Source organism: Acinetobacter sp. YH1901134 (genome assembly GCF_013416965.1).
In the GTDB taxonomy this organism is placed as follows: domain Bacteria; phylum Pseudomonadota; class Gammaproteobacteria; order Pseudomonadales; family Moraxellaceae; genus Acinetobacter; species Acinetobacter amyesii.
Genome location: NZ_VPEW01000004.1, coordinates 512,215 through 535,462 on the forward strand (window position 1 = coordinate 512,215; position 23,248 = coordinate 535,462).

At 40.6% G+C, this 23,248-nt stretch carries 24 protein-coding genes; 9 read left to right on the top strand and 15 right to left on the bottom strand.

The genetic code is table 11. The features are described from left to right. Window positions 1–41 precede the first annotated feature (41 nt). From FTV50_RS06360 to FTV50_RS06415, 12 genes are all read right to left on the bottom strand, one after another. Complete coding sequence (locus tag FTV50_RS06360) at window positions 42–1,481, bottom strand: M48 family metalloprotease (RefSeq protein ID WP_180023876.1); 1,440 nt, start codon at window positions 1,479–1,481, stop codon at window positions 42–44. 85 nt (window positions 1,482–1,566) lie between these two features. Continuing rightward, window positions 1,567–2,538: a D-glycerate dehydrogenase gene (locus FTV50_RS06365; protein WP_180023877.1), complete on the bottom strand. Its 972-nt coding sequence runs from the start codon at window positions 2,536–2,538 to the stop codon at window positions 1,567–1,569. 20 nt (window positions 2,539–2,558) lie between these two features. After that, entirely contained in the window at window positions 2,559–3,206 is a 648-nt protein-coding gene (locus FTV50_RS06370) for a hypothetical protein (protein WP_180023878.1), read from the bottom strand. 172 nt (window positions 3,207–3,378) lie between these two features. Further along, on the bottom strand, window positions 3,379–5,268 hold the full coding sequence (locus tag FTV50_RS06375; protein WP_180023879.1) for a M48 family metalloprotease: 1,890 nt from the start codon (window positions 5,266–5,268) through the stop codon (window positions 3,379–3,381). A gap of 91 nt (window positions 5,269–5,359) precedes the next feature. Then, window positions 5,360–6,898 carry an amidophosphoribosyltransferase gene (gene purF / locus FTV50_RS06380; protein ID WP_078193623.1) on the bottom strand — a complete coding sequence of 513 codons (1,539 nt, stop codon included), beginning with the start codon at window positions 6,896–6,898 and terminating at the stop codon, window positions 5,360–5,362. Window positions 6,899–6,922: 24 nt separating this feature from the next. Beyond that, complete coding sequence (locus FTV50_RS06385) at window positions 6,923–7,510, bottom strand: CvpA family protein (protein ID WP_078188866.1); 588 nt, start codon at window positions 7,508–7,510, stop codon at window positions 6,923–6,925. A 5-nt stretch (window positions 7,511–7,515) separates the two neighbouring features. Then, the gene (locus FTV50_RS06390; RefSeq protein WP_078188867.1) at window positions 7,516–8,517 is read right to left on the bottom strand and encodes a quinone-dependent dihydroorotate dehydrogenase; all 1,002 of its coding nucleotides are present in this window, start codon (window positions 8,515–8,517) and stop codon (window positions 7,516–7,518) included. A gap of 90 nt (window positions 8,518–8,607) precedes the next feature. Further along, a complete protein-coding gene (gspM, locus tag FTV50_RS06395; RefSeq protein WP_180023880.1) occupies window positions 8,608–9,087 on the bottom strand; it encodes a type II secretion system protein GspM in 480 nt (159 codons plus the stop codon). Then, the gene (gene gspL / locus FTV50_RS06400) at window positions 9,087–10,226 is read right to left on the bottom strand and encodes a type II secretion system protein GspL (RefSeq protein ID WP_180023881.1); all 1,140 of its coding nucleotides are present in this window, start codon (window positions 10,224–10,226) and stop codon (window positions 9,087–9,089) included. The genes gspM and gspL overlap by 1 nt, the downstream gene beginning before the upstream one ends. Window positions 10,227–10,253: 27 nt before the next feature. Continuing rightward, a complete protein-coding gene (locus FTV50_RS06405; protein WP_180023882.1) occupies window positions 10,254–10,709 on the bottom strand; it encodes a histidine phosphatase family protein in 456 nt (151 codons plus the stop codon). A 79-nt stretch (window positions 10,710–10,788) separates the two neighbouring features. Next, the gene (locus FTV50_RS06410) at window positions 10,789–11,862 is read right to left on the bottom strand and encodes an NAD(P)H-dependent glycerol-3-phosphate dehydrogenase (protein WP_180023883.1); all 1,074 of its coding nucleotides are present in this window, start codon (window positions 11,860–11,862) and stop codon (window positions 10,789–10,791) included. 60 nt (window positions 11,863–11,922) lie between these two features. After that, window positions 11,923–12,513, bottom strand: a complete 591-nt coding sequence (locus FTV50_RS06415; RefSeq protein WP_171525909.1) for a nitroreductase family protein — start codon at window positions 12,511–12,513, stop codon at window positions 11,923–11,925. Between the two features lie 212 nt (window positions 12,514–12,725). On the opposite strand from FTV50_RS06415, the gene FTV50_RS06420 reads away from it, so the two are divergent. Next, window positions 12,726–13,115 (top strand): hypothetical protein, encoded by a 390-nt coding sequence (locus FTV50_RS06420; protein WP_078188876.1) that lies wholly within the window; start codon window positions 12,726–12,728, stop codon window positions 13,113–13,115. A 98-nt stretch (window positions 13,116–13,213) separates the two neighbouring features. On the opposite strand, the gene rhlB is transcribed toward FTV50_RS06420, so the two are convergent. Continuing rightward, window positions 13,214–14,365, bottom strand: coding sequence for an ATP-dependent RNA helicase RhlB (rhlB, locus tag FTV50_RS06425; RefSeq protein ID WP_078193628.1), 1,152 nt, complete (start codon window positions 14,363–14,365; stop codon window positions 13,214–13,216). 99 nt (window positions 14,366–14,464) lie between these two features. After that, complete coding sequence (locus FTV50_RS06430; protein ID WP_005014923.1) at window positions 14,465–14,677, bottom strand: cold-shock protein; 213 nt, start codon at window positions 14,675–14,677, stop codon at window positions 14,465–14,467. A gap of 415 nt (window positions 14,678–15,092) precedes the next feature. Between FTV50_RS06430 and FTV50_RS06435 the strand changes: the two genes are divergently transcribed. From FTV50_RS06435 to FTV50_RS06460, 6 genes are all read left to right on the top strand, one after another. After that, window positions 15,093–15,287: a sulfurtransferase TusA family protein gene (locus FTV50_RS06435; RefSeq protein WP_218950719.1), complete on the top strand. Its 195-nt coding sequence runs from the start codon at window positions 15,093–15,095 to the stop codon at window positions 15,285–15,287. Window positions 15,288–15,429: 142 nt separating this feature from the next. Next, window positions 15,430–16,299 carry an RNA polymerase sigma factor RpoH gene (gene rpoH / locus FTV50_RS06440; RefSeq protein ID WP_180023885.1) on the top strand — a complete coding sequence of 290 codons (870 nt, stop codon included), beginning with the start codon at window positions 15,430–15,432 and terminating at the stop codon, window positions 16,297–16,299. Between the two features lie 168 nt (window positions 16,300–16,467). Next, the gene (locus FTV50_RS06445) at window positions 16,468–16,833 is read left to right on the top strand and encodes a DUF423 domain-containing protein (protein ID WP_180023886.1); all 366 of its coding nucleotides are present in this window, start codon (window positions 16,468–16,470) and stop codon (window positions 16,831–16,833) included. Between the two features lie 57 nt (window positions 16,834–16,890). After that, on the top strand, window positions 16,891–17,088 hold the full coding sequence (thiS, locus tag FTV50_RS06450; RefSeq protein ID WP_180007313.1) for a sulfur carrier protein ThiS: 198 nt from the start codon (window positions 16,891–16,893) through the stop codon (window positions 17,086–17,088). Between the two features lie 12 nt (window positions 17,089–17,100). Continuing rightward, on the top strand, window positions 17,101–17,886 hold the full coding sequence (locus FTV50_RS06455) for a thiazole synthase (RefSeq protein WP_111885685.1): 786 nt from the start codon (window positions 17,101–17,103) through the stop codon (window positions 17,884–17,886). A 181-nt stretch (window positions 17,887–18,067) separates the two neighbouring features. Beyond that, window positions 18,068–18,640: a hypothetical protein gene (locus FTV50_RS06460; RefSeq protein WP_180023887.1), complete on the top strand. Its 573-nt coding sequence runs from the start codon at window positions 18,068–18,070 to the stop codon at window positions 18,638–18,640. Between the two features lie 67 nt (window positions 18,641–18,707). On the opposite strand, the gene FTV50_RS06465 is transcribed toward FTV50_RS06460, so the two are convergent. Then, the gene (locus tag FTV50_RS06465) at window positions 18,708–19,319 is read right to left on the bottom strand and encodes a glutathione binding-like protein (protein ID WP_180023888.1); all 612 of its coding nucleotides are present in this window, start codon (window positions 19,317–19,319) and stop codon (window positions 18,708–18,710) included. A gap of 215 nt (window positions 19,320–19,534) precedes the next feature. On the opposite strand from FTV50_RS06465, the gene FTV50_RS06470 reads away from it, so the two are divergent. Together FTV50_RS06470 and FTV50_RS06475 are read left to right on the top strand one after the other, a co-directional pair. After that, the gene (locus tag FTV50_RS06470; protein ID WP_180023889.1) at window positions 19,535–20,977 is read left to right on the top strand and encodes a SulP family inorganic anion transporter; all 1,443 of its coding nucleotides are present in this window, start codon (window positions 19,535–19,537) and stop codon (window positions 20,975–20,977) included. 289 nt (window positions 20,978–21,266) lie between these two features. Next, on the top strand, window positions 21,267–23,207 hold the full coding sequence (locus tag FTV50_RS06475) for a sensor histidine kinase (RefSeq protein ID WP_180023890.1): 1,941 nt from the start codon (window positions 21,267–21,269) through the stop codon (window positions 23,205–23,207). The last annotated feature ends 41 nt before the right edge of the window (window positions 23,208–23,248 follow it).

A 23,248-nucleotide genomic window follows, 5' to 3' on the forward strand; every position in this document is an offset into this window, starting at 1 on the left:
CTTTATAATCAACATAGATAAGTGCATCACATTTGAAATCTTTATATTTTTAATTTCCGTTCATTTTGCATTTCGTCTACACGCTGCTTGATTTTCGCAGCAAGACTTTTCGAGTCTTTGGCGATGCGCTGCGCCTGTAGCAAAGATTTAATCGCCCGTTCTTCATCCCCGCCCCAATACTCTACTTCAGCTCGATATCGCAGCACATTGACCGAACGGAAGCTTGCATCTTTATCTGCATCAGCCATTTGCAACATCAGTCGCCAACCACTCAAGTCGCGTGGATTTGCTTGTAAAAATCGCTGTAGAATCAGTTGTGCTTGCGCATATTCTTTGTTTCGAATCAAAGCCTCTGCATATTTATAATTTAATGCACGATTTTCAGGCATGATGATTGCCGAACTTTTCACAGCGTTCACGGCTTCAGCCGCTTTGTTTTGTCCCAACAGCACATCGGTCTGCAAAATAGTAAAAAGTGCATGCGATGCATTTTGTTTTGCCGCTTCATTCAATAACTTTTGAGCAGCACTAAAGTCGCCTTGTTTAATATGCAAGCTCACCAAAGCCAACTCAGCTGCATAATTCTTTTGCGCCACCATCGCATTTAATTGCAATTCAGTCGCCTGACCTGAGAGTACTCGACTATACCAGCGCAGAATTTCAAAATCTTGATCAACCAAACTAGTTTTAACTTGAGGCAACTGATTGGCACGTAAGCGTGCCTCGCTCATACGTTCCGTGGTTAAAGGATGTGTCAACCAAAAATCAGGCAGAAAGCTCACTCGACTCGTAGAGCGATGCATCACTTCAAAAAAGTCAGCCATGCTTTGCGGATTGTATCCTGCACGGTACATATACTGCATCCCGATGCGGTCTGCTTCACGTTCTTGGTTTCGGCTATAGGTTAGCTGTTTATCCATCAAAGCGGCTTGTGAGCCCATCATTACAGCCGCACCCACATCACCATCTGCCTGTGAGGCCACCAAGGCTCCGACCAAGATACCGGCTAGGGACAATAAACCTTGCCCTTTAAAAGCTTCTTGTGAACGACTGTAATGACGTTGTGAGACATGTGCAATTTCATGCGCCATCACCCCTGCCACTTCATCCATGTTGCGAGCTGAATTAATTAATCCAGCATTTAATGCAAATAAACCACCAGGCACAGCAAAAGCGTTAATTTGTGGATCATTAATTAATAACAAACCGACCGGTTGATTAAGTTGAGTTTGGCTCAAAATATGCGTAAAGACAGATAAAAGACGATCTTCCATCCACGGATTTTCAGTCACAGGAAGTTGACGATGCACCTCACGATACACTTTCTCACCAATAGCACGTTCTTTTTGTTGATCCAACAAGCCGACGCCACTACCTATTTCAGGCACAGAAAATTGTGGGGATGAACTAAAATCTACGGACTGCGTCTGCGCCAATGTCGAACAAAGCCCGAGACCACATGCCAGTAAAATCTTTTTCAAAGTCTATTCTCTAAATTTCATATTCGTACTTCATCGAATATAGCATTGAATTTTGGTGAATTATGGAGAAAACTGTTGTGATTGTTTATTCAAATTTTGGATTGACCACATAGTGTGGCGCGCGCTCATGTACCAAAACATCCACTAGATTTTGATAAGCCAACTCTGCCATACGTTGACGGGTTGCCGCTGTTGCTGAACCCACATGGGGTAATGTCACGACATTGGCTAATGTAAATAATGGCGATTCTTGAAGCGGCTCTTGCTCATAAACATCTAAGCCTGCTGCAAAAATTTGACCACGACTTAATGCATCGATTAAAGCGGCTTCATCAATCACTGAACCGCGTGAAATATTGACCAATACCGCATGCGATTGCATCAAGGTCAACTCACGTTCACCAATTAAAGCTTTCGATTCTGCATTTAAATCCACTGCAACGACCACAAAGTCAGCACGTTGCAACAAATCATCCAAATCGCAATATTGAGCTGATAACGATTCAGCCAATTCAATTTTTTCTCGGCGATTATGATAGAGTACATTCATATTAAAGCCGTAGCGAGCACGACGCCCAATGGCTGCGCCAATATGTCCTAAGCCAATAATACCAATAGTTTTAGCAAAGACATCCATGCCAAATTGCTCAGGGCCCACTGTACGCTTCCACTGCCCTTGTTTGGTCCATTGATCCAATACAGGCACTTTACGTGCCGCACTCATCAATAAGGTAAATGCTAAATCTGCTGTAGTTTCCGTCAATACATGCGGAGTATGGCTCAACCAAATATTTTTTTGATTTAAAAATGCTAGATCATAGTTGTCATAACCGACACTTACACTTGAGATGACTTTTAATTGTGATGCATGGGCTAAATTTGAGGCATTCAACAAACGTCCCGCACCAATCATGGCATCAGCATCTTTTGAATGCTCAAGAATTTGCTGATTCACATCGCCCAATTTAGGACTAATTTGGAAAACTTTAAATTGTTGTTCTAAACGTTGAATTATTTCTTGATCTATTTGACTAAAAACCACTACTTTTTTTTGCATAAATTTTCCATTTACGTAATTTAAGTATTTTGTCCTGCCTTATTTTGCATAAATTGCCATAGGCGTTTTTTCAATAAAGGCTGTTCAATCATTTGCTGTAAAGATGCCAATGGATACACCTTCGCATGCTCTAAATGCGGAATATCGCCTAGGCAAATGACATTTTTATCCAAGCTCATCGCATCGATAAAACCCTGTACATAAGATGCTGCACCACGACCATCTTGCAAATTCACCCAACCAAAAGGCCACTGTAAGGCAAAAAAATCGGCACTGACTGCGCGCTGAATATTGCTCCACAAAACTTGCTGCTCTGCCGTTAGTTCTGTGGCATCAATGACAATGACACAGTGCATTAAACAGATGGCTTCTAAGTTAAACGAAGGGATTTGAACAATTGGACGAACTTCAACAGGCTCAACAACCTTTGGTTCATCTTTAGGTGCTTCTACAGATTGATTTACAACAATATCAACGTTCTTTTTAAGCTCAGTCTGTGATGAAACAGGCGTTGGCTGAGGCGCATTTTTGAGTAGAATTTCAGAGACTATTTCAGGAGCCGCCTGATCTCGCCAAATATTTGAGCTAAATTGCTGACACGGTGCTGCCTGAGGAATCCATATATCAATTCCCATTGCCGCCATTATGCTTCGCTGATGCCCAATCATGCTTTCATTTTCACCTATTCAAGGCTTGATATTCTAACGGGATTCATTGGTTTTTGCTGAACTTTTATAAATCAATTAGATCATACTATTTCTTTAAAGATTCTGTAGACTTGCTCAGATTACTTTTCATTGACACTTTTAATCTATTCATAAATCAAGCCGCTATAAATAATTATACGATCATTAAACTATTTTTCTTTTGCATTAGTTCAACTATCTCAGCTGATTCAAATCCAATACGCCAATATAGTAGCTGCAAAACATCCAACTCATCTTGCGTGATAATTCGATCATTCCATAAACATATTTCAGCAACCCCAAGAATGCTTAACCGCTCACGCAGCAGCAGCCCAGAAATATCATTTAGGATTTCAGCCAAATCAATTGGCTCATCAGATATATCGCGATAGAACTCTAGTTCTTCTTTCGTTAAGATTCGATTGAGGATTTTTTCACGCACTTCGAGTTGGTTATCACTGTTAATTTGTTGCACATGCAACAAGGCATCAATCAAACGCACAATACTCGGTTTTACATCTTCTAAAGATGTAGGTGTATGTGCAGGCAACAGATTTAACTCATATTTCACTGTTTCAAGTAGTAAGGCATCGAGCAAACCAATTTCACCATCTTCTTGAATAATTTTGGCCAGCTTGGTTAAGAACTGCCGTGAAATCGTCGCAGGCATAGTGCCAATATTTTTACATGCCTCATGAAAAATGGAGATATGCACACGACCATCAAGATTCAATAAGGCATCCACAATCGCACGACTCACTTCAGCTTCAGTCGGAATAAACTCTCGATACTGACGAATCATTAAAATAGCAACCATCACCTCACGCGAACCCGTTGCTGTTTGCAAGGCACGTTGGATCAATTCAGGCCGCTGCCAATTTTCACGAATCTCGGGGTTCAACGGTTTAATTGCATCTCGTATCGCAAAACTAATCGGTGACAAGCGCAGTAAAGGTAATGGTTGTGGCGAGTTCCATGGTGTTGCAACATCTGGACTAGCTTCTTCTAGTGAACGGAATAAATAAAATAGCGGCTGGTTTCGCAGTTTTTTTAAATTTTCTAGTTGCAGGTCATGAATGAGCGCCGGATTTAATTCAAAAATACGCTGTTCAATACTTGGGTGAATATTCATCCAGTTTTGCGGACTGAGTGAGTTTGCAAAACACATATGAGAAATCGATTCTGCATATTCACTATGAATTTGCGAACCTGAATGATGCACATAAATCCTTAATAAGGTTTGAATATTGGCATCATTTTGAATCAGACGTTTAGTTTTCTGGTCATTACGATAGGTTCGAGAACCCAAAGAGATATATTTAATAAAGCGGGAAATCAAAACACCTAAACTACCGATCAACCAAATAACTGCGCCAATCGCTACAAAGAGCGTTTCAAACTTATTGTCCCTTGCTTGTCCATTTTTATAGAAACCACGTTTTGCAATTTTACTGCCCCACTGACTAAAGGTCGTCAAACCGCTATATAAGATTTTCAAACGGGTATTTTCAGCAGCTTCCCCCGACAAGATCTTATTAAATTCATGGCTCAGCAAACCATACATTTCCATCTCATCTAGGGTTTGTAAGGCACCCCAGGTTAAAATGATCGATGTATCTCGAGGGCTAAAACCAGCGGTGAGCGCATTCACACCCACTTCATCAGGTAAGACATAAAGTGCGGGAGTATCGATTAGAAAGGTATCTGCCAGCTGCTCAGTCATACGCAGTGCAACACTTTCTTCAGGAATACTTTCAATGAGACTCAGACGTCGCGCACCTAACTGTTTTGCAAGTGAATAACCACCTAAGCGAAAGGTGTAAAAATCATAGAGAACTGAAACCAACATAATCAGCAGTACAGTAGCCACTAAAAATGGGCTAAGGACATGCCAATAGATAGACTGAGTGGAATCATAATAATCCACAATTAAACCGACAATTACATTAATAATTGCGACGGTCAAAAACACTGCCGCCATACACATGGTGACAGGCCAAAACATATTTTTGTTTTTTATAAAATCATAACCCACACGTCTCAATGTAATACCCTTAAGCTACATTGTCTTTTGTTTGCTCATCATAAATGAAAAAAGCGGGAAATTCCCGCTTTTTCAGTGTGTTTTCAGCAGATTATTCTTCGCGAACACCTGTTAAATCCACAGAAGCTGCATCAATGTTAACATCGATATAAGCTGGCTTTTCATTTTTTGCAGAGTCATTACGCTTACGCTCTAATGCTGCCAAATATTCAGCATCAATACCACCTGCCACATATTTACCATCAAATACCGAGCAATCAAAGTCTTGTAACTCAGGGACTTTCTTGGTGCGTACTGCAGATTTCAGATCTTCCAAGTCTTGGAAAATCAAGCGATCAGCACCAATAATTTCACGAATTTCTTCAACGCTACGTTCTGACGCAATCAGTTCAGATTTGGCTGGCATATCGATACCGTACACGTTTGGATATTTCACCATCGGTGCAGCAGACGCAAAGAATACTTTTTTCGCACCCGCATCACGCGCCATTTGAATGATTTCGTTACAAGTCGTACCACGTACAATCGAGTCATCGACCAATAGTACGTTTTTGCCTTGGAACTCTAGCTCTACAGGGTTAAGCTTTTGACGCACAGATTTTTTACGAAGTTGCTGACCCGGCATAATGAAGGTACGACCGATATAACGGTTCTTCATGAAGCCTTCACGGAATTTCACACCTAAAGTATTTGCAAGCTCTAGCGCTGAAGTACGTGAAGTATCAGGAATTGGGATCACGACATCGATATCGTGCTCATCACCCCATTCACGTAGAATTTTCTGAGCAAGTTTTTCGCCCATTTTCAAACGTGCTTTGTAAACTGAAATACCGTCAATGGTTGCGTCTGGACGCGCAAAATATACGTATTCAAAGATACAAGGACGATATTCAGGGGCTACTGCACACTGCTTGGTCGACATCACGCCATCAGCAGTAATATAAATTGCTTCACCCGGTGCAATATCACGCTCAACCTTAAAGCCGAGCGCTGTAATTGCGACAGATTCAGACGCAATGATATATTCCATACCATTTTCAGTCTCACGCGAACCGTAGATCAATGGGCGAATACCATTTGGATCACGGAAACCAACAAGGCCTTGACCTGTGATCATAGCAACAACCGCATATCCACCTTTGCAACGTTCATGCACACGTGAAACCACGTGGAATACATCTTCAGCGCTTGGTGTAAGTTTTGCGCGTTTTTGCAATTCGTGAGCAAATACGTTTAATAATACTTCTGAGTCTGAATCGGTGTTCATATGACGTAAGTCAGTCTTGAACAAGTCATCATGAATTTCAGCAGCATTAGTTAAGTTACCATTATGTGCAAGCGTGATGCCATAAGGTGAGTTTACATAGAATGGCTGAGCTTCAGCACTACTTGAAGAACCAGCAGTTGGGTAACGAACATGGCCAATACCATAATTACCCTGTAATGCACGCATATGACGTGTGTGGAACACATCACGCACCATACCCGTATCTTTACGCAGGAATAAACGACCATCCTGACAAGTTACGATCCCGGCTGCATCCTGTCCACGATGTTGTAACATCGTTAACGCATCAAACAACATTTGGTTAACAGGTGATTTACCAGCTATACCAACTACTCCACACATAGCAACCTCGCAGACAAGCTAGGGTTAATAAAAAGGATTATTTGTTGACTCACCCGATCCAGAACGTCCGTGCTTGTTCTGCGACTCAGATGGGAGGTCTGAAGATTTCTGAGCATCTTCAGACTGAATATGATGAAGTGCTTGATTTGCAGCATCTTTGGACAATTCGGTTGCCCAAGGCGCATATGGCAATAATGACTGAACCATTTTAGATTGTTTCCAATGTGGTGAACTTTCTACCCAAGGACCTAGCCCCTGCATAGTGATCAGCACCACCAACAATCCTTTCAAGCTTCCAAAAACACCACCTGCCAGTCGATTTAGAGGACCAAGCTTTAATGTTTTCAAAATACTGTTCAATAACCATGTTGCGACCCAAGTCATGACTACAATCAACAATACAATAAATGCGAACGCGGCAATCTTCTGTACCACTGGATCTGTACTTAAAGATGTCATCGAAGGTGCAAGGACGGTTGCATACTTTGCCGCAATGACAAGTGCAAGAATCCATCCAATGAAGTTCGCAAAGGCTTTTACAAATCCTTGACGCAAACCGTTAAGCCCTCCAATGAGCAAAATAATCAGTATAAAGATATCAATGGTATTCATGATATTTACAATGCGTCTACGCAGTCTTTTACAAGTGTCGGACCTGTATATATGAGGCCACTATACACTTGTACAAGGCTTGCTCCTGCTTTTTGTTTCGCAACAGCATCCGCGCCCGACAAAATACCACCTACACCGATCAATGGAATTTGACCGTTTAATACTTTAGCAAAAGCCGCCAAACATGCCGTACTTTTTTCAAAGACTGGTGCACCGGATAGACCACCAGCTTCATCACCAAATGGAAGGCCTTCAACACCTTCACGTGACAAAGTCGTATTGGTGACAATCAGACCATCAATTTTAAATTTTAACAATTGTTGTGCAATAAAATTAATGTCTTCAGGTTCTAGATCTGGTGCAACTTTAAGTACTAAGGGTACATAATGTTGATTTTCATCCGCCAACTCGAGTTGACGTTTCTTGAGCGTCTCTAACAGTTCAGTCAAAGCATCACCGCTTTGTAAGCTGCGAAGATTTTTTGTGTTAGGAGATGAAATATTAACGGTAATATAAGAAGCGTAGTTATAAACTTTTTCTAGACAAATCAGATAATCGTCAACTGCTTTTTCAACAGGTGTGACTGCATTTTTACCGATATTGATCCCAAGTACACCCTTAAATTTTGCAGCTTTGACATTTTCGATCAGCTGATCCACGCCATCGTTGTTAAAACCCATACGGTTAATAATGGCTTTTGCTTTCGGTAAACGAAATAAACGAGGTTCAGGGTTCCCTGATTGTGGAAGTGGTGTAATTGTACCAATTTCAATAAAGCCGAAGCCCTGGCTCGCCAGCGCATCGATATAAGCACCGTTTTTATCAAGACCAGCTGCTAAACCAACTGGATTAGGAAATTCGATTCCCATACATGTCACTGGTTTAGACGCCACGTTTTGACGCATCATTCCCATCTTGTGAGAAGATTTCAACAGCGATAATGTCAGCTCATGTGCACGCTCTGGTGCTAAAGTAAACAACAAAGGGCGGGCTAGAGAATACAACATATCTATAAAAGTCTACTGCTTTTTAAGTCGGCATATTATAGGCACAGCACAAATAAAACACCATGCTTAGCAGATCTTTATTTTTACCGATTATTGTACACTCGCTGTTAATTTGACCTGTCCCGCTTCAGAACTTAATTCCATCTTTTCAATACTTAAGCCAATTTGAACCAATTGCGTCAAAAAATTGGCCAGAATTGCATAATTTTCATGCATCACAGCAATCTGTATTTGCTCGCCGACTTGTTGCGATGCCACTGACAAGCCCTGTTGTTGCGACACACGCTGAACTTTTTCCAACGCACTCAGTTGTGTATCACCTGCTGGTTTCATCGTGACGGCATTACTTTGCATCCAAACAACAGTATCTTTAAGTTCATTCACGCGCTTTTGTTGAAAATTTGCAGCTTTATTCATATAAAATAGTGCCGAACCAATCGCTGCCACTACAACAAAAATCGTGGTAAAGATCACCATGACTCGTTCACGAGTAGAAAGTTGGTCTAAATAATCAGTGATGCGCTCAATTTGCCCATCTATACGTTGCTGTAGGTTTTCCATTTTTGTCATTATTGTATTTTCACCAATCCAATCGCGCCGTTGGCACTTGGTTGAATATTCCCTAATTCAACTTTAAAACCTTGTTGTTTTAATTGATTGGTTAGGGTTTGTAGTACTTCTGCTGAATTAGCTTTTAGCTCCATATTCAGCATCGAGGCTTCATAGCTCACACGATTTGCAGAAATTTGGTTTTGCATCAAAACTGGCCCGACACGGCTCAGCAAGGACAGCGCCTGCGCATTGCCCGTTTGACTCTGACGCAATTGTGATTCGAACTGGCTTTTCAGCGTTTGTTCAGTCACAGGATAGCTTTGCCCAAACCAATATTTAAACTGATCAATCGCTTGTGCCGCAGTGATATTGGCCACTTTTTTGTATTGATACCAACGAACTGCATCATAGCTAAACTGTGTAATTACAGCCGCGACCAAAACTGCTGCACATGCTTTCCAATAGCCACTCACACCATTATTGGCTTTGGCTTTCGGCAAAACATTGAGTGGATGTTGTTTCGGTTTTTTTATATTGGGTAGTTCATAATGAAACGATTCAATGTGATCATGCGTTACAGCGGCTTCAAGACTATGCGTCTGATCTGAACTTAGATTTGAAATCTTATAGTTCGGCTGACCAATTTGATAATCTAAGTACAATGCCAAATCATCAACAGACTGACCGACATATTCACTATTTCGGACCAATAAATGACCGCTGACATTTGCCAAAACATGTTGCCCTGCTTCTGGACTTGGCAAGACCAAAAAGTCAGGTAATAACGAAATGACTTTCACAGGGATTAGTGTCAAAGCATGCTGCATCGTTTCGACTGCACTATGCGCAACCCCCATGACCGTTAATTCATCTGGACTTTGAAAATGATGCAATACTTTCATTGCATCCAAAGGCAAAATGACATATTCCTCAAGTAAATATTTTACGCCGTCTGGGCCAAGTTTTTTATATTGGTTTTTTGGAAAATTTTGCTGAATGATTTGTACATCACGACTTGGAAAGAAAACAACCGCTTCCTTTCCCGCATGTGGCTGAATTTCCTGAATCAATTGTTCAAGTGTCGATGACTGCTTCCAGAAATCCCCTTCTGACCATTGCCAAACCCCATTGGCTTCGGGCATCCATAAATACAACATTAATTTTTCTGCCGTTTTAATTGGTTTTTATGTTGATGGTATAAACGTTTTAATTTGTGTTGATAACCCTGGAGCAATGACCGCTTGTTCATAAATGCGCGCTTCTGCCAAAGCATAGGGATTAAAATATTCTGAGACCAAAACACTGGCCATATGTGCCACAACGTTCATATGGCACACCACCACAATAGACTCATACGGTAAATGTGACAACCATTCCACTGCAACTTTGGCATCATCTTCCGGTTTGATGGCATTACAAATAACCACAGGCACATGTGGAAAATGTTTTTGCAAAGATGAAAGTGTTTGCTGCGCACGCAGTAGCGTACTCACCACAAAAACGTCTGGTTGAATTATATCTTTCAAATATGCTGCAGTTTCTGCCGCTTGAGTTTGTCCGCGCGCTGTTAAAGGACGCTTTTCATCATTCCCCATTACTGGCGGAGCAGCTTCGCCATGCCTAACCAATGTCAGTTGCATAAAATTTCCTTATTCTATTCCGCACATTATATACAGCCAGTATGACAAAGCTATGTGTATTGCATATTAATCAGCTAACTTAAACTTGCTGATGTGGCAAGACAAATTCAACATCACTACGATGGCCATTTTTCATCAGTGACAATGCAATATTCAGTGCCGGTGCACCTTCAAAAATCACTTCGTACAAGGCACTGGTAATTGGCATATATACACCGAGCTCTTCAGAGCGTGCGCGTACTTGCACAATGGTATTAATCCCTTCCGCAGTTTGTCCCAGTTCTTTGGTGGCTTGCTCTAAGCTTTTACCACTACCGAGTGCAAAGCCGACTTGGTAATTACGGCTGAGCGGACTACTACAAGTTGCAAATAAATCACCGACACCAGATAAACCTAGGAATGTTAATGGGTTTGCGCCTAATTTCACTGCAAAACGGCTCATTTCTGCCAAAGCACGTGTCAAAATCATACTCTTGGTATTTTCACCGACACCATAAGCCGCAGCTAGACCCATCGCGACTGCATAGATATTTTTCAGAGCACCGCCCAATTCCACGCCATGCACATCATCACTGGCAAATACACGGAACAACGCACTGTGTAGCGCTTGTTGAACTGCATAACGAACCAGCTCAGATTGGCTTGCGATCACTGTTCCTGCTGGTTGTCCTGCAACAATTTCCTTCGCCAAGTTTGGCCCTGAAAGCACACCATAAGGGACTTCAGGAAGTTCTTCACGAATAATATCGCTCATAAAGCTAAAGGTATTGGCTTCAATACCTTTGGTTAAAGACACCACTGCTTGTGACGTGATAAAAGGCTTGATCTGCTGTAAAACACTACGGAAAGAATGGCTCGGAATGGCCACCAAAATAATGTCACGATTACATACTGCTTTTTCTAAATCTGAAACAGCAAGCAAACTTGCTTCTAATTGAAAATCTGGCAAGTAACGTTTATTAATATGTGTTGCATTAATGTCCGCAGCTACCGCCTCATCACGAATCCATATCATGGTGTCACAGCCATTACGTACTGCGGTATTGGCCATCGCAGTACCAAAACTCCCACCACCCAACACCGTAACACGTAGTGCAGTTTTTTGGTCAACTGACACAGGGCTAACAAGACTTGCAAAATCAAGTTCTGACATTGTTCTTTTATCCTAATTTCTTTACTGATCGAACTTCATCAATCGATCTATTTTTCACTTTTATTGGTTTGCTTTATGCCAATGGCTTACAAAGTCAGCAGACTGTATTTCAGCACGAGGTGGAATTGCTTTCACTGCTGTACCGATATAAATAATGCCTGAAATCAAATCATTTTCCGTTAAGCCTAAGGCTTGTTTAAACAATTTAGATTCAACCACCGCTCCACTACGCCACATGGTTGAAAAGCCCTGTGCTTGTAGAGAGAGCAAAAAGTTTTGTACTGCTGCGCCTGAACTTAAGATTTGTTCGAAATGCGGAACTTTGGGATGATCTTGTAATTGAGTTAAAGCCAAAACCAATAGTGGCGCACGAAATGGGTGGTGTTTCACACGTTCCAACTGCGCTTCTTCTGTTTGTCCAGTATCGGCTAAGGCATGTGAAAGCAACTCACCAAATGCTTCACGTTCAGTTTCAGGAATAATCACGAAACGCGTAGGCTTAAGACGATGATGATCTGGCGCCGTTAAAGCGGCTTGAAACGCATTTTCCAATTGCTCAGCATTCGGCGCAGGTTCAATTAAATGACCAATCGACTGACGCTGATGAATATTTTGATGAACTGTATCAACTGCTGACTTTAGAATTGACATCTATACACTGTACTTTAAAACGTTTGCTCAAGATTAGCATATTCTCAATAACTTACTCTAGAATGTTTACATCAGACTCGGTGCTTATTTGTTAAGTCAGCTTTATTCACAGATTTACTATAAAAAAACCGCATAACTTGTACAGCAGTTCCCTGTTCTATAAGAAATTTTATGTTCAAATAAATCAAATTGTTTCTAACTCGGGGCACCGCATGAAAAAATTCAACAAAACTGTTGCCATTGTTAGCACGCTAAGCGCAACTGTGCTTTTAGCTGCATGTACATCTACGCCAACAAAATCTTTAGCGATTCAAAAACCAAATAATCAATATGAAGTGACTGCCGTAGGTAAAACCAGTTTAGCGGCAAAAAATAATGCAATTGCAGCTGCAAATAGTACCTGTGGTAAAAATGCGACCCCTGTCGTCGTGGATGAAAAGCAAGAATACAACGGTGTATTAAAAGGCGTGGTCGATGAAAAGACAGGTCAAATGATTCAGGCTGCGGCTGGTGTACTTGGCACCATTACAGGAAATAGCGGTAGCATCAGCAAAGATGATGATTACCAAACCGTACTAACCTTTAGTTGCCGTGCAAACTAAAACGCTAGTCTGTGATTTTGTTTTGTCATTAACTCAAAATGAAATAGTCGACATGAAATAAAAAAGCCTGCAAATCTGCAGGCTTTTTAGAAGCAAAATTAGCAATAACCGTCTAAACGGGTTAAAGGTAATTTTTGACCAATGGCTTTTTCAATTTCAGGCAGTGAAAAAGCATCATCTTCAGACAAGAAACTAATACTCACACCACGAGTACCTGCACGACCTGTACGACCGATACGGTGTACATAATCATCAGACTGTTCAGGAAGTGTGAAGTTCACTACATGAGAAACACCATCGACATGGATACCACGACCCGCAACGTCTGTTGCAATCATGATGTTATGTTGACCATTTTTGAACTGATCAAGCATTTTCAAACGTTTATCTTGAGCGATTTCACCTGACAACATCACCACTTTATAACCATCTTTTTTGAGATGATCATAAAGTTTACGCACTTGATCACGGCGGTTGGCAAAGATCATAACTTTTTCAATTGGTTCATCACGTAAGATGTCTTCCAGCAATTTATATTTATCAGACTTCGCCACCATGTAGACACGTTGCTCTACATCTGCATTGGTTTTTTTCTCAGGTTCAATTTCAACAGTTACTGGTTCAAACAACCATTGCTGTGCCAAATTTAAAACGTCATAACTAAATGTTGCAGAGAACATCAAAGTTTGTCGTTGTTCTTTACGTGGTGAAAAGCGCACGATACGTTTTACAGATGGGATAAAGCCCATATCTAATAAACGGTCAGCTTCATCAATCACTAAAAATTCTATTTGATCGAGCCAAACTTCTTTTTGTTCAACAAAGTCAATTAAGCGACCCGGTGTCGCCACCATAATGTCGACAAAATTACGATTTAATAGATTTTTTTGCTTATCAAAATCTACCCCACCGAGCAAAGTCATGACATTGAGATCAGTGTATTTCACTAAATCTTTTGCATCACTTTCAATTTGCAAAGCAAGTTCGCGCGTTGGTGCAAGAATCAATGCACGCGGTTCACCACGATAACGCTGTTCCTTAATTGGATTATTCAACAAGTCATTGATCACACTGACCAAGAAAGCCGCAGTCTTACCAGTACCAGTTTGAGCACGACCAATAGCGTCATGTCCAGCCAATGTAAATTTTAAAACCTTTTGCTGAATAGGCGTCATATCCTTAAAACCTAAAGCATCAATGGCTTTTTTAAGGTTCGGATGTAAATTTAAGGTTTCAAAACCTGATGACATATAGATGTGCCCTAATTGAATAATCACAAAATTGCTGAAGCATTATAAACAAAAAACGCCCCAATTTACATTGGAGCGTTTTTGAGTACATTCAGACGATTAGTCTAAAGGTTGTACTTCTTCAGCTTGGAAGCCTTTTTGACCTTTAACAACGCTGAATTCTACGCGTTGACCGTCACGAAGTGAACGGTGGCCTTCGCCCATAATTGCGCGGAAATGAACGAATACGTCGTCGCCGCCGTTACGTTGAATAAAGCCAAAGCCTTTAGTGTCGTTGAACCATTTAACAACGCCTTGTTCACGAGCTGTCATAAGTTAATCCTTATCGTATTTAAAAAAGAAGGACCACCCGGTGTTGCAAACAGCAGACCAAACAAGGTTAAAAAAAATATTTTTATTTCTAAGCTTGTAATCATTCTGTAAAACTATCAACAAAATCCCGGTTACATCCAAATATATCAAGAGTTAAGAGGCTTCACAGCCAACAAAAATCTTAACAACGCAACGAGCTTAACACGGGTTTACCGCAATTAATAGATTTTTTTGATCTATTTTCCTTTTGAATATTCTTATTTTTTCACATCGTTTGAGTTATAAATCACAAAGGATTTTTACCTATTTTAGGTTGGGATTTGGCACTGTATTTGCTAATATTTCCATTGAAATGTAAACATGTTGGATCTGCTTCGTGAATGACAGCCAAAATTCGCTTTTAACTGTAGATGCAATGGGTAAACCCTGCCCGATGCCACTATTGATGCTCAAAAAAGCTTTAAAGAAAAGTCCAGACCAATCTTTATTGTTAAAGTCATCCGATCCGCACAGCCAACAAGATATATCACGATACTGTCAAATACATCAGTTAAACTGTGAAATGCGCAAAATTTCCGATTCTGAGTTTCATTACTTGATTGAATCTTAAAAAGATTCAGTTAAACTAAATTGCTTCATAATTGAATAAAAGTTTACATTTCTATACCCAATTTTCCATAATTTACGGAAATATTGGATTAAGATGAATCTTAGTTATTGGGCTTACCCATTTTAATTCTCAAGGAGAAAACATGAGTGACAGCAGCAATCAATTGATGCCCCTGTCATTATCGGCACCTGGGGTGAATCTTGGTGCTTATATTAGTACTGTTAATCAGATTCCAATTTTATCGGCCGAACAAGAAAAAGAGCTGGCCGAACGTTATTATTATGACCAAGATTTAGACGCAGCTAAAATGCTAGTAATGTCACATCTTCGTTTTGTTGTACATATCGCACGTAGCTATGCAGGCTACGGCTTGCCACAAGGTGACCTGATTCAAGAAGGTAACTTGGGCTTAATGAAAGCGGTAAAACGTTTTGACCCAAACATGGGCGTACGTCTCGTATCTTTTGCTGTGCATTGGATTAAAGCAGAAATTCATGAATATGTGATTCGTAACTGGCGTATTGTCAAAATTGCGACCACTAAAGCGCAGCGTAAATTATTCTTTAATTTACGTAGCTTAAAAAAGTCATCTAAAAAATTAACTTTGGATGAAGCACAGTCGATTGCCAATGACTTAAATGTAACACCTGAACAAGTCTTGGAAATGGAAGGCCGTTTAACCGCTTATGATGCTGCCTTTGAAGCTCAAGGTGATGATGACGATGAAGGTTCGACCCATGTCGCTCCTGCCCTTTATCTCGAAGATAACCGTTACGACCCTGCGCGTTTAGCGGAAGATGAAGATTACGAAGAACAAAGCACTTCAGCTTTACATGAAGCCATGGATCAGTTGGATGACCGTTCACGTAACATCTTACAACGTCGCTGGTTAGATGACGAAAAGTCGACGCTGCATGAATTGGCGGCGGAATATAATGTATCTGCTGAACGTATTCGTCAGTTGGAAAAAAATGCGATGGAAAAAATTAAAGTCGCAATGTCCTCAAACTAAGTTGAAGGCTTTTCCAGTCATTCTTAAAAAGAGCATTTCGATGCTCTTTTTTATGTCTGAATAGTATTGAATGACAAGCTACAACACAAAAACTTTGGGCATTTTTGCTTTAACCCTGCGTGCTAAATATGCTATGGTTATGCGCAAATTTTGTTAAGGTGAATGCACATGTGGATTGCCATTTCCGCACTTAACTTAGCTTTTGCTGTAATGCTTGGTGCCTTTGGTGCACACGGATTAAAAGCTCGCGCGACTGAAGCCCAATTGGCTTGGTGGCAAACTGCAACGGACTATTTCTTTTATCATGCACTGGGCTTACTTGCCCTCGCGATCTTATCCAAAGTCATTCCCCAACTTCCAATAAAAGCCAGTTTCCTAGTTATACAAATTGGTATTTTCTTCTTCTGTGGTTCTTTATATGTGATGGCTCTAGGTTTACCACGCAGTCTCGGTGCCATTACTCCAATTGGTGGAGCGTTGATGATTGCTGGATGGCTCATATTGGCCTGGAATGCATTTAAATACGCAAAATAATTAACAACAGATTTTGGCCTTATTCAATAGGTAAGGCAGCAAGAACGGAATCCGCAAATGCAAATCTATTTAAACGGCGAAGCTACACAAACCGAATGTGTCAACCTCTTGCAATTGGTTCAACAATTACAACTGGAAGGCAAACGCTTCGCTGTTGAAAAAAATGAAATGATCATCTCGAAAAGTAAATTGGAACAAACCCCAATTACTGAGCAAGATCATATTGAAATTATTCATGCCGTAGGTGGCGGCTAAAATGGAGCTCCCATGGAAGATACACCCCTAATCATTGGTTCACGTACATTTAATTCACGACTTTTAGTTGGTACAGGTAAGTACAAGGACTTAACGGAAACTGACCAGGCCATTCAAGCCAGTGGTGCTGAAATTGTGACCGTTGCCATTCGCCGTGTGAATATTGGTCAACATCCAGACCAGCCAAACTTGCTTTCTGTAGTTCCACCTGAGAAATATACGATTTTGCCAAATACAGCCGGTTGTTTCGATGCGAACAGCGCGGTTCGTACTTGTATGTTGGCACGTGAACTCTTAGATGGTCACAATTTGGTTAAACTTGAGGTTTTAGGGGATGAGAAAACCCTATATCCAAATATTACTGAGACTTTAAAAGCTGCACGTACATTGATTGACGATGGCTTTGAAATCATGGTTTATACCTCAGATGACCCAATTGTGGCACAAGAACTGGAAAGCATGGGCTGTGTAGCGATTATGCCTTTAGGTAGTCTTATTGGCTCAGGTTTAGGCATTCTCAACCCACATACTATTTCGATCATTAAAGACAATGCCAAAGTACCTGTTTTGGTCGATGCCGGTGTAGGTACAGCAAGTGATGCAGCGATAGCGATGGAATTGGGCTGTGATGGCGTATTAATGAATACAGCAATTGCAGCTGCACAAAACCCTGTTCTGATGGCTTCAGCGATGAAAAAAGCAGTTGAAGCAGGCCGTGAAGCATTCCTAGCAGGACGTATGCCACGTAAACGCATGGCAAATGCCAGTTCACCTGAAACTGGATACTTCTTTAAATAAGAACTTATTCACGGTATAAAAGAGGACTCTATTGAGTCCTCTTTTTGATTTTGAAAACCTGATAATAATGAAAATATCCCATATATTTTGTACTTTGAGTCTTTGTGTCGCATCTAGTTGGCTGTCTGCCCAAGTGCCGAGCACAGCCAAATCACTCGCGCCTCAAGGTTGGAACATTTTGATGGCTACGACTGGAGACCTAAACAAAGATCAAATGCCAGATATTGCGATGATCGTGGAAAAGCAAAAAGTCGATGTAGCGACCTATGATGACGATGGCAAAGTCGTTCATAACCATCCACGAAAACTCATCGTGTTTTTTAAAACCGCAAAGGGATATCAACGTATCGTTGAAAACAACAGCATCCCTGTCGCTCAGCAACCGAATTCATGCCTACTAGACCCACTTGCTGAAGCAGAAGACATCCAAATCAGTAAAGGCAATTTACTCGTTCATTTTAGTTATTTTATGGCTTGTGGTGGCTGGGAATTGCCCCGACATAGTCATACCTTCCGTTGGCAAAATCAACGCTTTGACCTGATTGGTTTTGACTACAGTAGCTTTCACCGAGCTTCTGGTGAAGAAACATCGAAAAGCTACAATTTTTCGACCTTAAAACGTAAGGAAATTGTAGGCGGCAATATGTTTAAAGATGCCAAAACTCATACCAAATGGTCAAGCTTCAAAACACCACAACAGCTGACGCTTAAAAATATTAACTTTGATGATTTCTATACACAGTTCGAGTACTAAGTTGAACCTGAGCAATAAAAAACCGCCAATTTCGGCGGTATTTTATTATTCAATTTGAATACACAACTTAAGGAATCAATCCTTCATCACGCATCGCAATTTGAACTGATTGACGCTCTGCAACTTTGTTACGTAATGCAATGATATTTTTATATGGCGTTAAATCATGTCCGATGCCATTTGACCAATTTGTCAGTACAAAGAGATAGGCATCTGCTGGGCCAAAGTTATCATCGACCAAATAGTCGTTATCCGATTCATCAATCGCTTTATCGATATATGTCAATAAACGATCAATTTCTGCATAAGCTTTTTCTTTAGCGTCTGCATCTAGTGGTGCACCAAAGAATACGGCATAAGCATCATGTAATTCTGAGTTCAAATAGCCAAGCCATTCTAAAACTTTGGCACGACCTAAACCAGATGGCGGAATTAAGTCTTGTTTTGGATCATGCTGTGCAAGGAACGGTAAAATGGCCACATTCTCGGTCAAGATCAAACCTGGGTTAATTTCTAATGCAGGTACATAACCTTTTGGGTTGATCTCGTAATAATCTACCCCTTTTTCTGTTTTATGGTTTTTTAGGTCAACACGGACCAAATCAAAATCGACATTAATTTCATTTAAAATTATATGTGATGCTAATGAACATGCACCTGGAGAATAATAAAGCTTCATATCTGATCCTTGTTATGTACTATTCAATGTTTTAAATCTCTTCTGTCAAACTTTCAAGTGATCAAACCTGTAAATTGCAAAAAAGCGTAAATGCTGAAACATATATACTCATTGACTATTATCCATATTTAAGAAGATTTCAAGTCACTGTGTTATGCATTTTTATACTCAGTTGTTTTAACATAGCCGCGTTTAAGATTTGATGAAAAGTTACCGTGTTACAACTTAAAAAAGAACAATGGTTTTCCAATATTCGTACTGATGTACTCGCTGGCTTGGTGGTTGGACTTGCGTTGATTCCAGAATCCATCGCCTTTTCAGCTATTGCTGGGGTTGACCCTCAGGTTGGTTTGTACGCTTCGTTTTGTATTGCCGTCACCATTGCCTTTTTTGGTGGTCGTACAGCAATGATTTCAGCTGCTACGGGTGCGATGGCCTTACTTATGATCACGTTGGTCAAAGATCATGGTTTGCAATACCTTTTGGTTGCCACGATTTTAACTGGTGTGATTCAGTTCATTGCTGGCTATTTTAAAGTCGCAAAACTTATGCGCTTCGTCTCGCAGTCAGTGGTGTATGGTTTTTTAAATGCACTCGCGATTTTGATTTTTTTCGCACAGCTACCTGAAATGTCAAAGATGGATAGTTTGGGCTATGTCTTTATGCTTTTAGGGCTTGCAATTATTTATCTGTTTCCATATCTACCTAAAATTGGCAAAGCCATTCCATCACCGCTGATTTGCATTATTGTCCTCAGTGGTTTGGCATTATTTTTAGGTGCTGACCTGCGTACTGTGAGTGATTTGGGTAAGTTTCCAGAGACTTTACCTATTTTCTTGATTCCTGAAATTCCTTTTAATCTTGAAACCCTCACGATTATTTTTCCCTATTCCATTACCCTAGCAACAGTTGGCCTATTAGAAACGATGATGACCACGACAGTGATCAATGAAGTCACTGGAACTGAAGGTGATCGTCATCAGGAATGTCGTGGTCAAGGGATTGCCAATATAGTCAGTGGCTTTATGGGCGGCATGGCTGGATGTGCCATGATTGGGCAGTCGATTATTAATGTTAGTTCTGGCGGGCGAACTCGCCTTTCCACTTTGGTTGCAGGTGTATTTTTGTTGTGTTTGGTGGTGTTCTTAAAAGAATGGTTGGCTTATGTCCCAATGGCGGCCTTAGTCGCGATTATGGTCATGGTGTCATTCACTACTTTCCAGTGGAAATCAGTCAAGCAATTTTCGAAGCATCCGATGTCTTTTAATGTCGTAATGATTGCTGTGGTGATCGTGGTGCTTGCAACACATAATTTAGCCCTTGGCGTAATGGTTGGCGTGCTCCTCTCTGCGTTGTTTATTATCAATCAACTGGAAAGCTCGGTAAAAGTCACATCTGAACTTAAAGACAATATTCGTAGCTACACAGTCTATGGACAAATTTTCTTTAGTAGCTCTGAGACTTTTTATCAATTTTTTGATTTTCAGGAGAGGGTTAGTCATGTGCGAATTGATCTGAGTCATGCACATATTTGGGATATTACTTCTGTTAATATTTTGAAGAATGTCGTGCAAAAATTTGAATCAAGACAGATTCAAGTAGAGGTTTTTGGCTTAAATGAAGCAAGTAGCACTTTACTTGACCGTGTCAGTGTCTAATGGATTTTTGAAATATTCACTTTGAATCAAATCAATTTTCAATAAAGTGTGACCTATTGAAACCCTATGCAGGATGAATATAGCAAAGGGTTTCAATAATCAAAGTCTCATTTGTAATGACATTACATAAAATACTAAGGCTATAAAAAAGAGAAAAATTCACCATTCATTCGATTTAACTGTATAATTCATCTCATAAAATTATAACTATCAAAAATAAAATAAAGATTTGATGTGACTTTCTATTTATTTTTTTAAATTGTGGATACACAAAATTGGGGGAATTTTGATGGTATGGTTTTGGTCACGACACTGCATTCAAGCAAATCGGCTGCTGGTCTTAGCGAGTCTATTTTGCCTGCTATGTTGTTTCGCTATACCCACTTTTGCCAATTCCACCCCTCAGATCTCAAGCAGTCATTGTCCTGTTGAAATTACCCATATTGCCACAGCTAAAAGCGCTGTCGAGCAAGAGCGCCCACGTACAGGTTGGCAAAATCTGCAAAAGCTTCCAGACACATGGAATAAACGTTGGCCGGACTATCATGGTATCGCTTGGTACAAAATCCAATTTAAGTTGAACTGTAATTTCCATCAGTTAAATCAACCCATTGCTATCGCTATACAAGGCATCACCCAAAGTGGACGGGTTTATATCAACGATGCCCTACTTTGGCAAGATTACATTTCAGCAGAACATTTTTCACGAAGCCAACATCAACCTAGACTATTGAACTTGCCTAGCTCGAGTTTAAAGCAAGGTGTAAATACCATTTGGGTGCAAGTGTATGGTTCAGTGACCCAAAAATCAGGACTCAGTTCAGTTCAAATTGGGGAATACCCGCAAGTCTACGACACCTTTAAGATTTGGCTACTCGAACAACGACAATTAGTCGAACTCAATACGATGATTAATTTCGTCGTGGCTGTGTTCTTTTTTTTAGCATGGCTCGCCAATCGCAATGAAAGAGCTTATTTATGGTTAACCATCACAGGCATGGCTTGGGTGTTTTATAGCCTGTGTATTATTTTTAATGGGCCAATTACATTTCTAACCACCGTACAGGTCGACCGCCTACAAAATATTATTTTCTGTTTTTATACGGTTTTTGGCTGTATTGGTGCGTGGTATTTTGCAAACCATCCTTTCCCGAAAATTCAGAAAATGTTATTAAGCCTAGCCACCATCGCCGCGCTCTGTATAGGTTTTGCGCCAGAGGCTTATTTAAAGACCGTCATCCAAATTTGTTTTAGCTTCTTTGTTTTTGTCTTTGTGGCCAAATGTATTAGCTACCCCTATTTAGCGTATAAAGCCAAAATGGCTGAAACCTATTTGCTTGCAACGCTTTATCTGATTTATTTACCGATTGCGGTACATGATGCTCACTTTATGATGACCATGGAAGGTCATGCCCTCTCGCCCTATACCGGGCCAGTGACCACCCTCATCTTGGGCGGCGTACTGGCTTTACGTTTAGCCCGACACACCCGTCAAATTGAGCGCTTTAATAAGACCTTAACTGAAAATGTACAACGTGCAGAACTGAAACTCGCCACTTCACTTGGTCAACAACATCAACTCGCACTTGAAAATGCACGACTTCAAGAACGAATTCATTTATCTCATGACTTACATGATGGTTTAGGCGGATCAATTGTCCGTTCAATTTTACTGTTAGAACAAAATGACAAAATTGAAAAACCACAAATCATGTCGATGCTTAAACTGTTCCGAAATGATTTAAGACAAGTCATCGATTCAGGTTCGAGTATAGGAACGAAAGTTCCCGACACCCCGATCGAATGGGCGGCACCGATTCGCCATCGCTTTGTACAGCTCTTTGAGGAATTAGACATAAGCTCGAGCTGGAAAATTGCTGCCGAATGGATTCACTCACCTTCTGCGACCCAATGTCTCAATTTGACACGTGTCGCAGAAGAAACCCTCACCAATATTTTAAAACACAGTCAAGCAAGCAAAGTTCATTTCAGTTTGTGCCAAACAGAAACTCAGTTGGTATTACGTATTGAAGATAACGGTATAGGCTTCAACCCTAACAATGTTGAACAAGGTCTACATGTTGGTCTACATAGTATGCAAACACGAATCCATCGTATCGGCGGTGAATTTATAATACAATCACAGCCGGGTTCTACCGTTCTTGAGGCCATTTTGCCATTTAAATCTGATGGTGCTGACAGTGAAGATCTTGATGAAAAAACAGCCTAGATTAATGTTAATTCATGACTTTTGAGCTAAGTAATTCACTG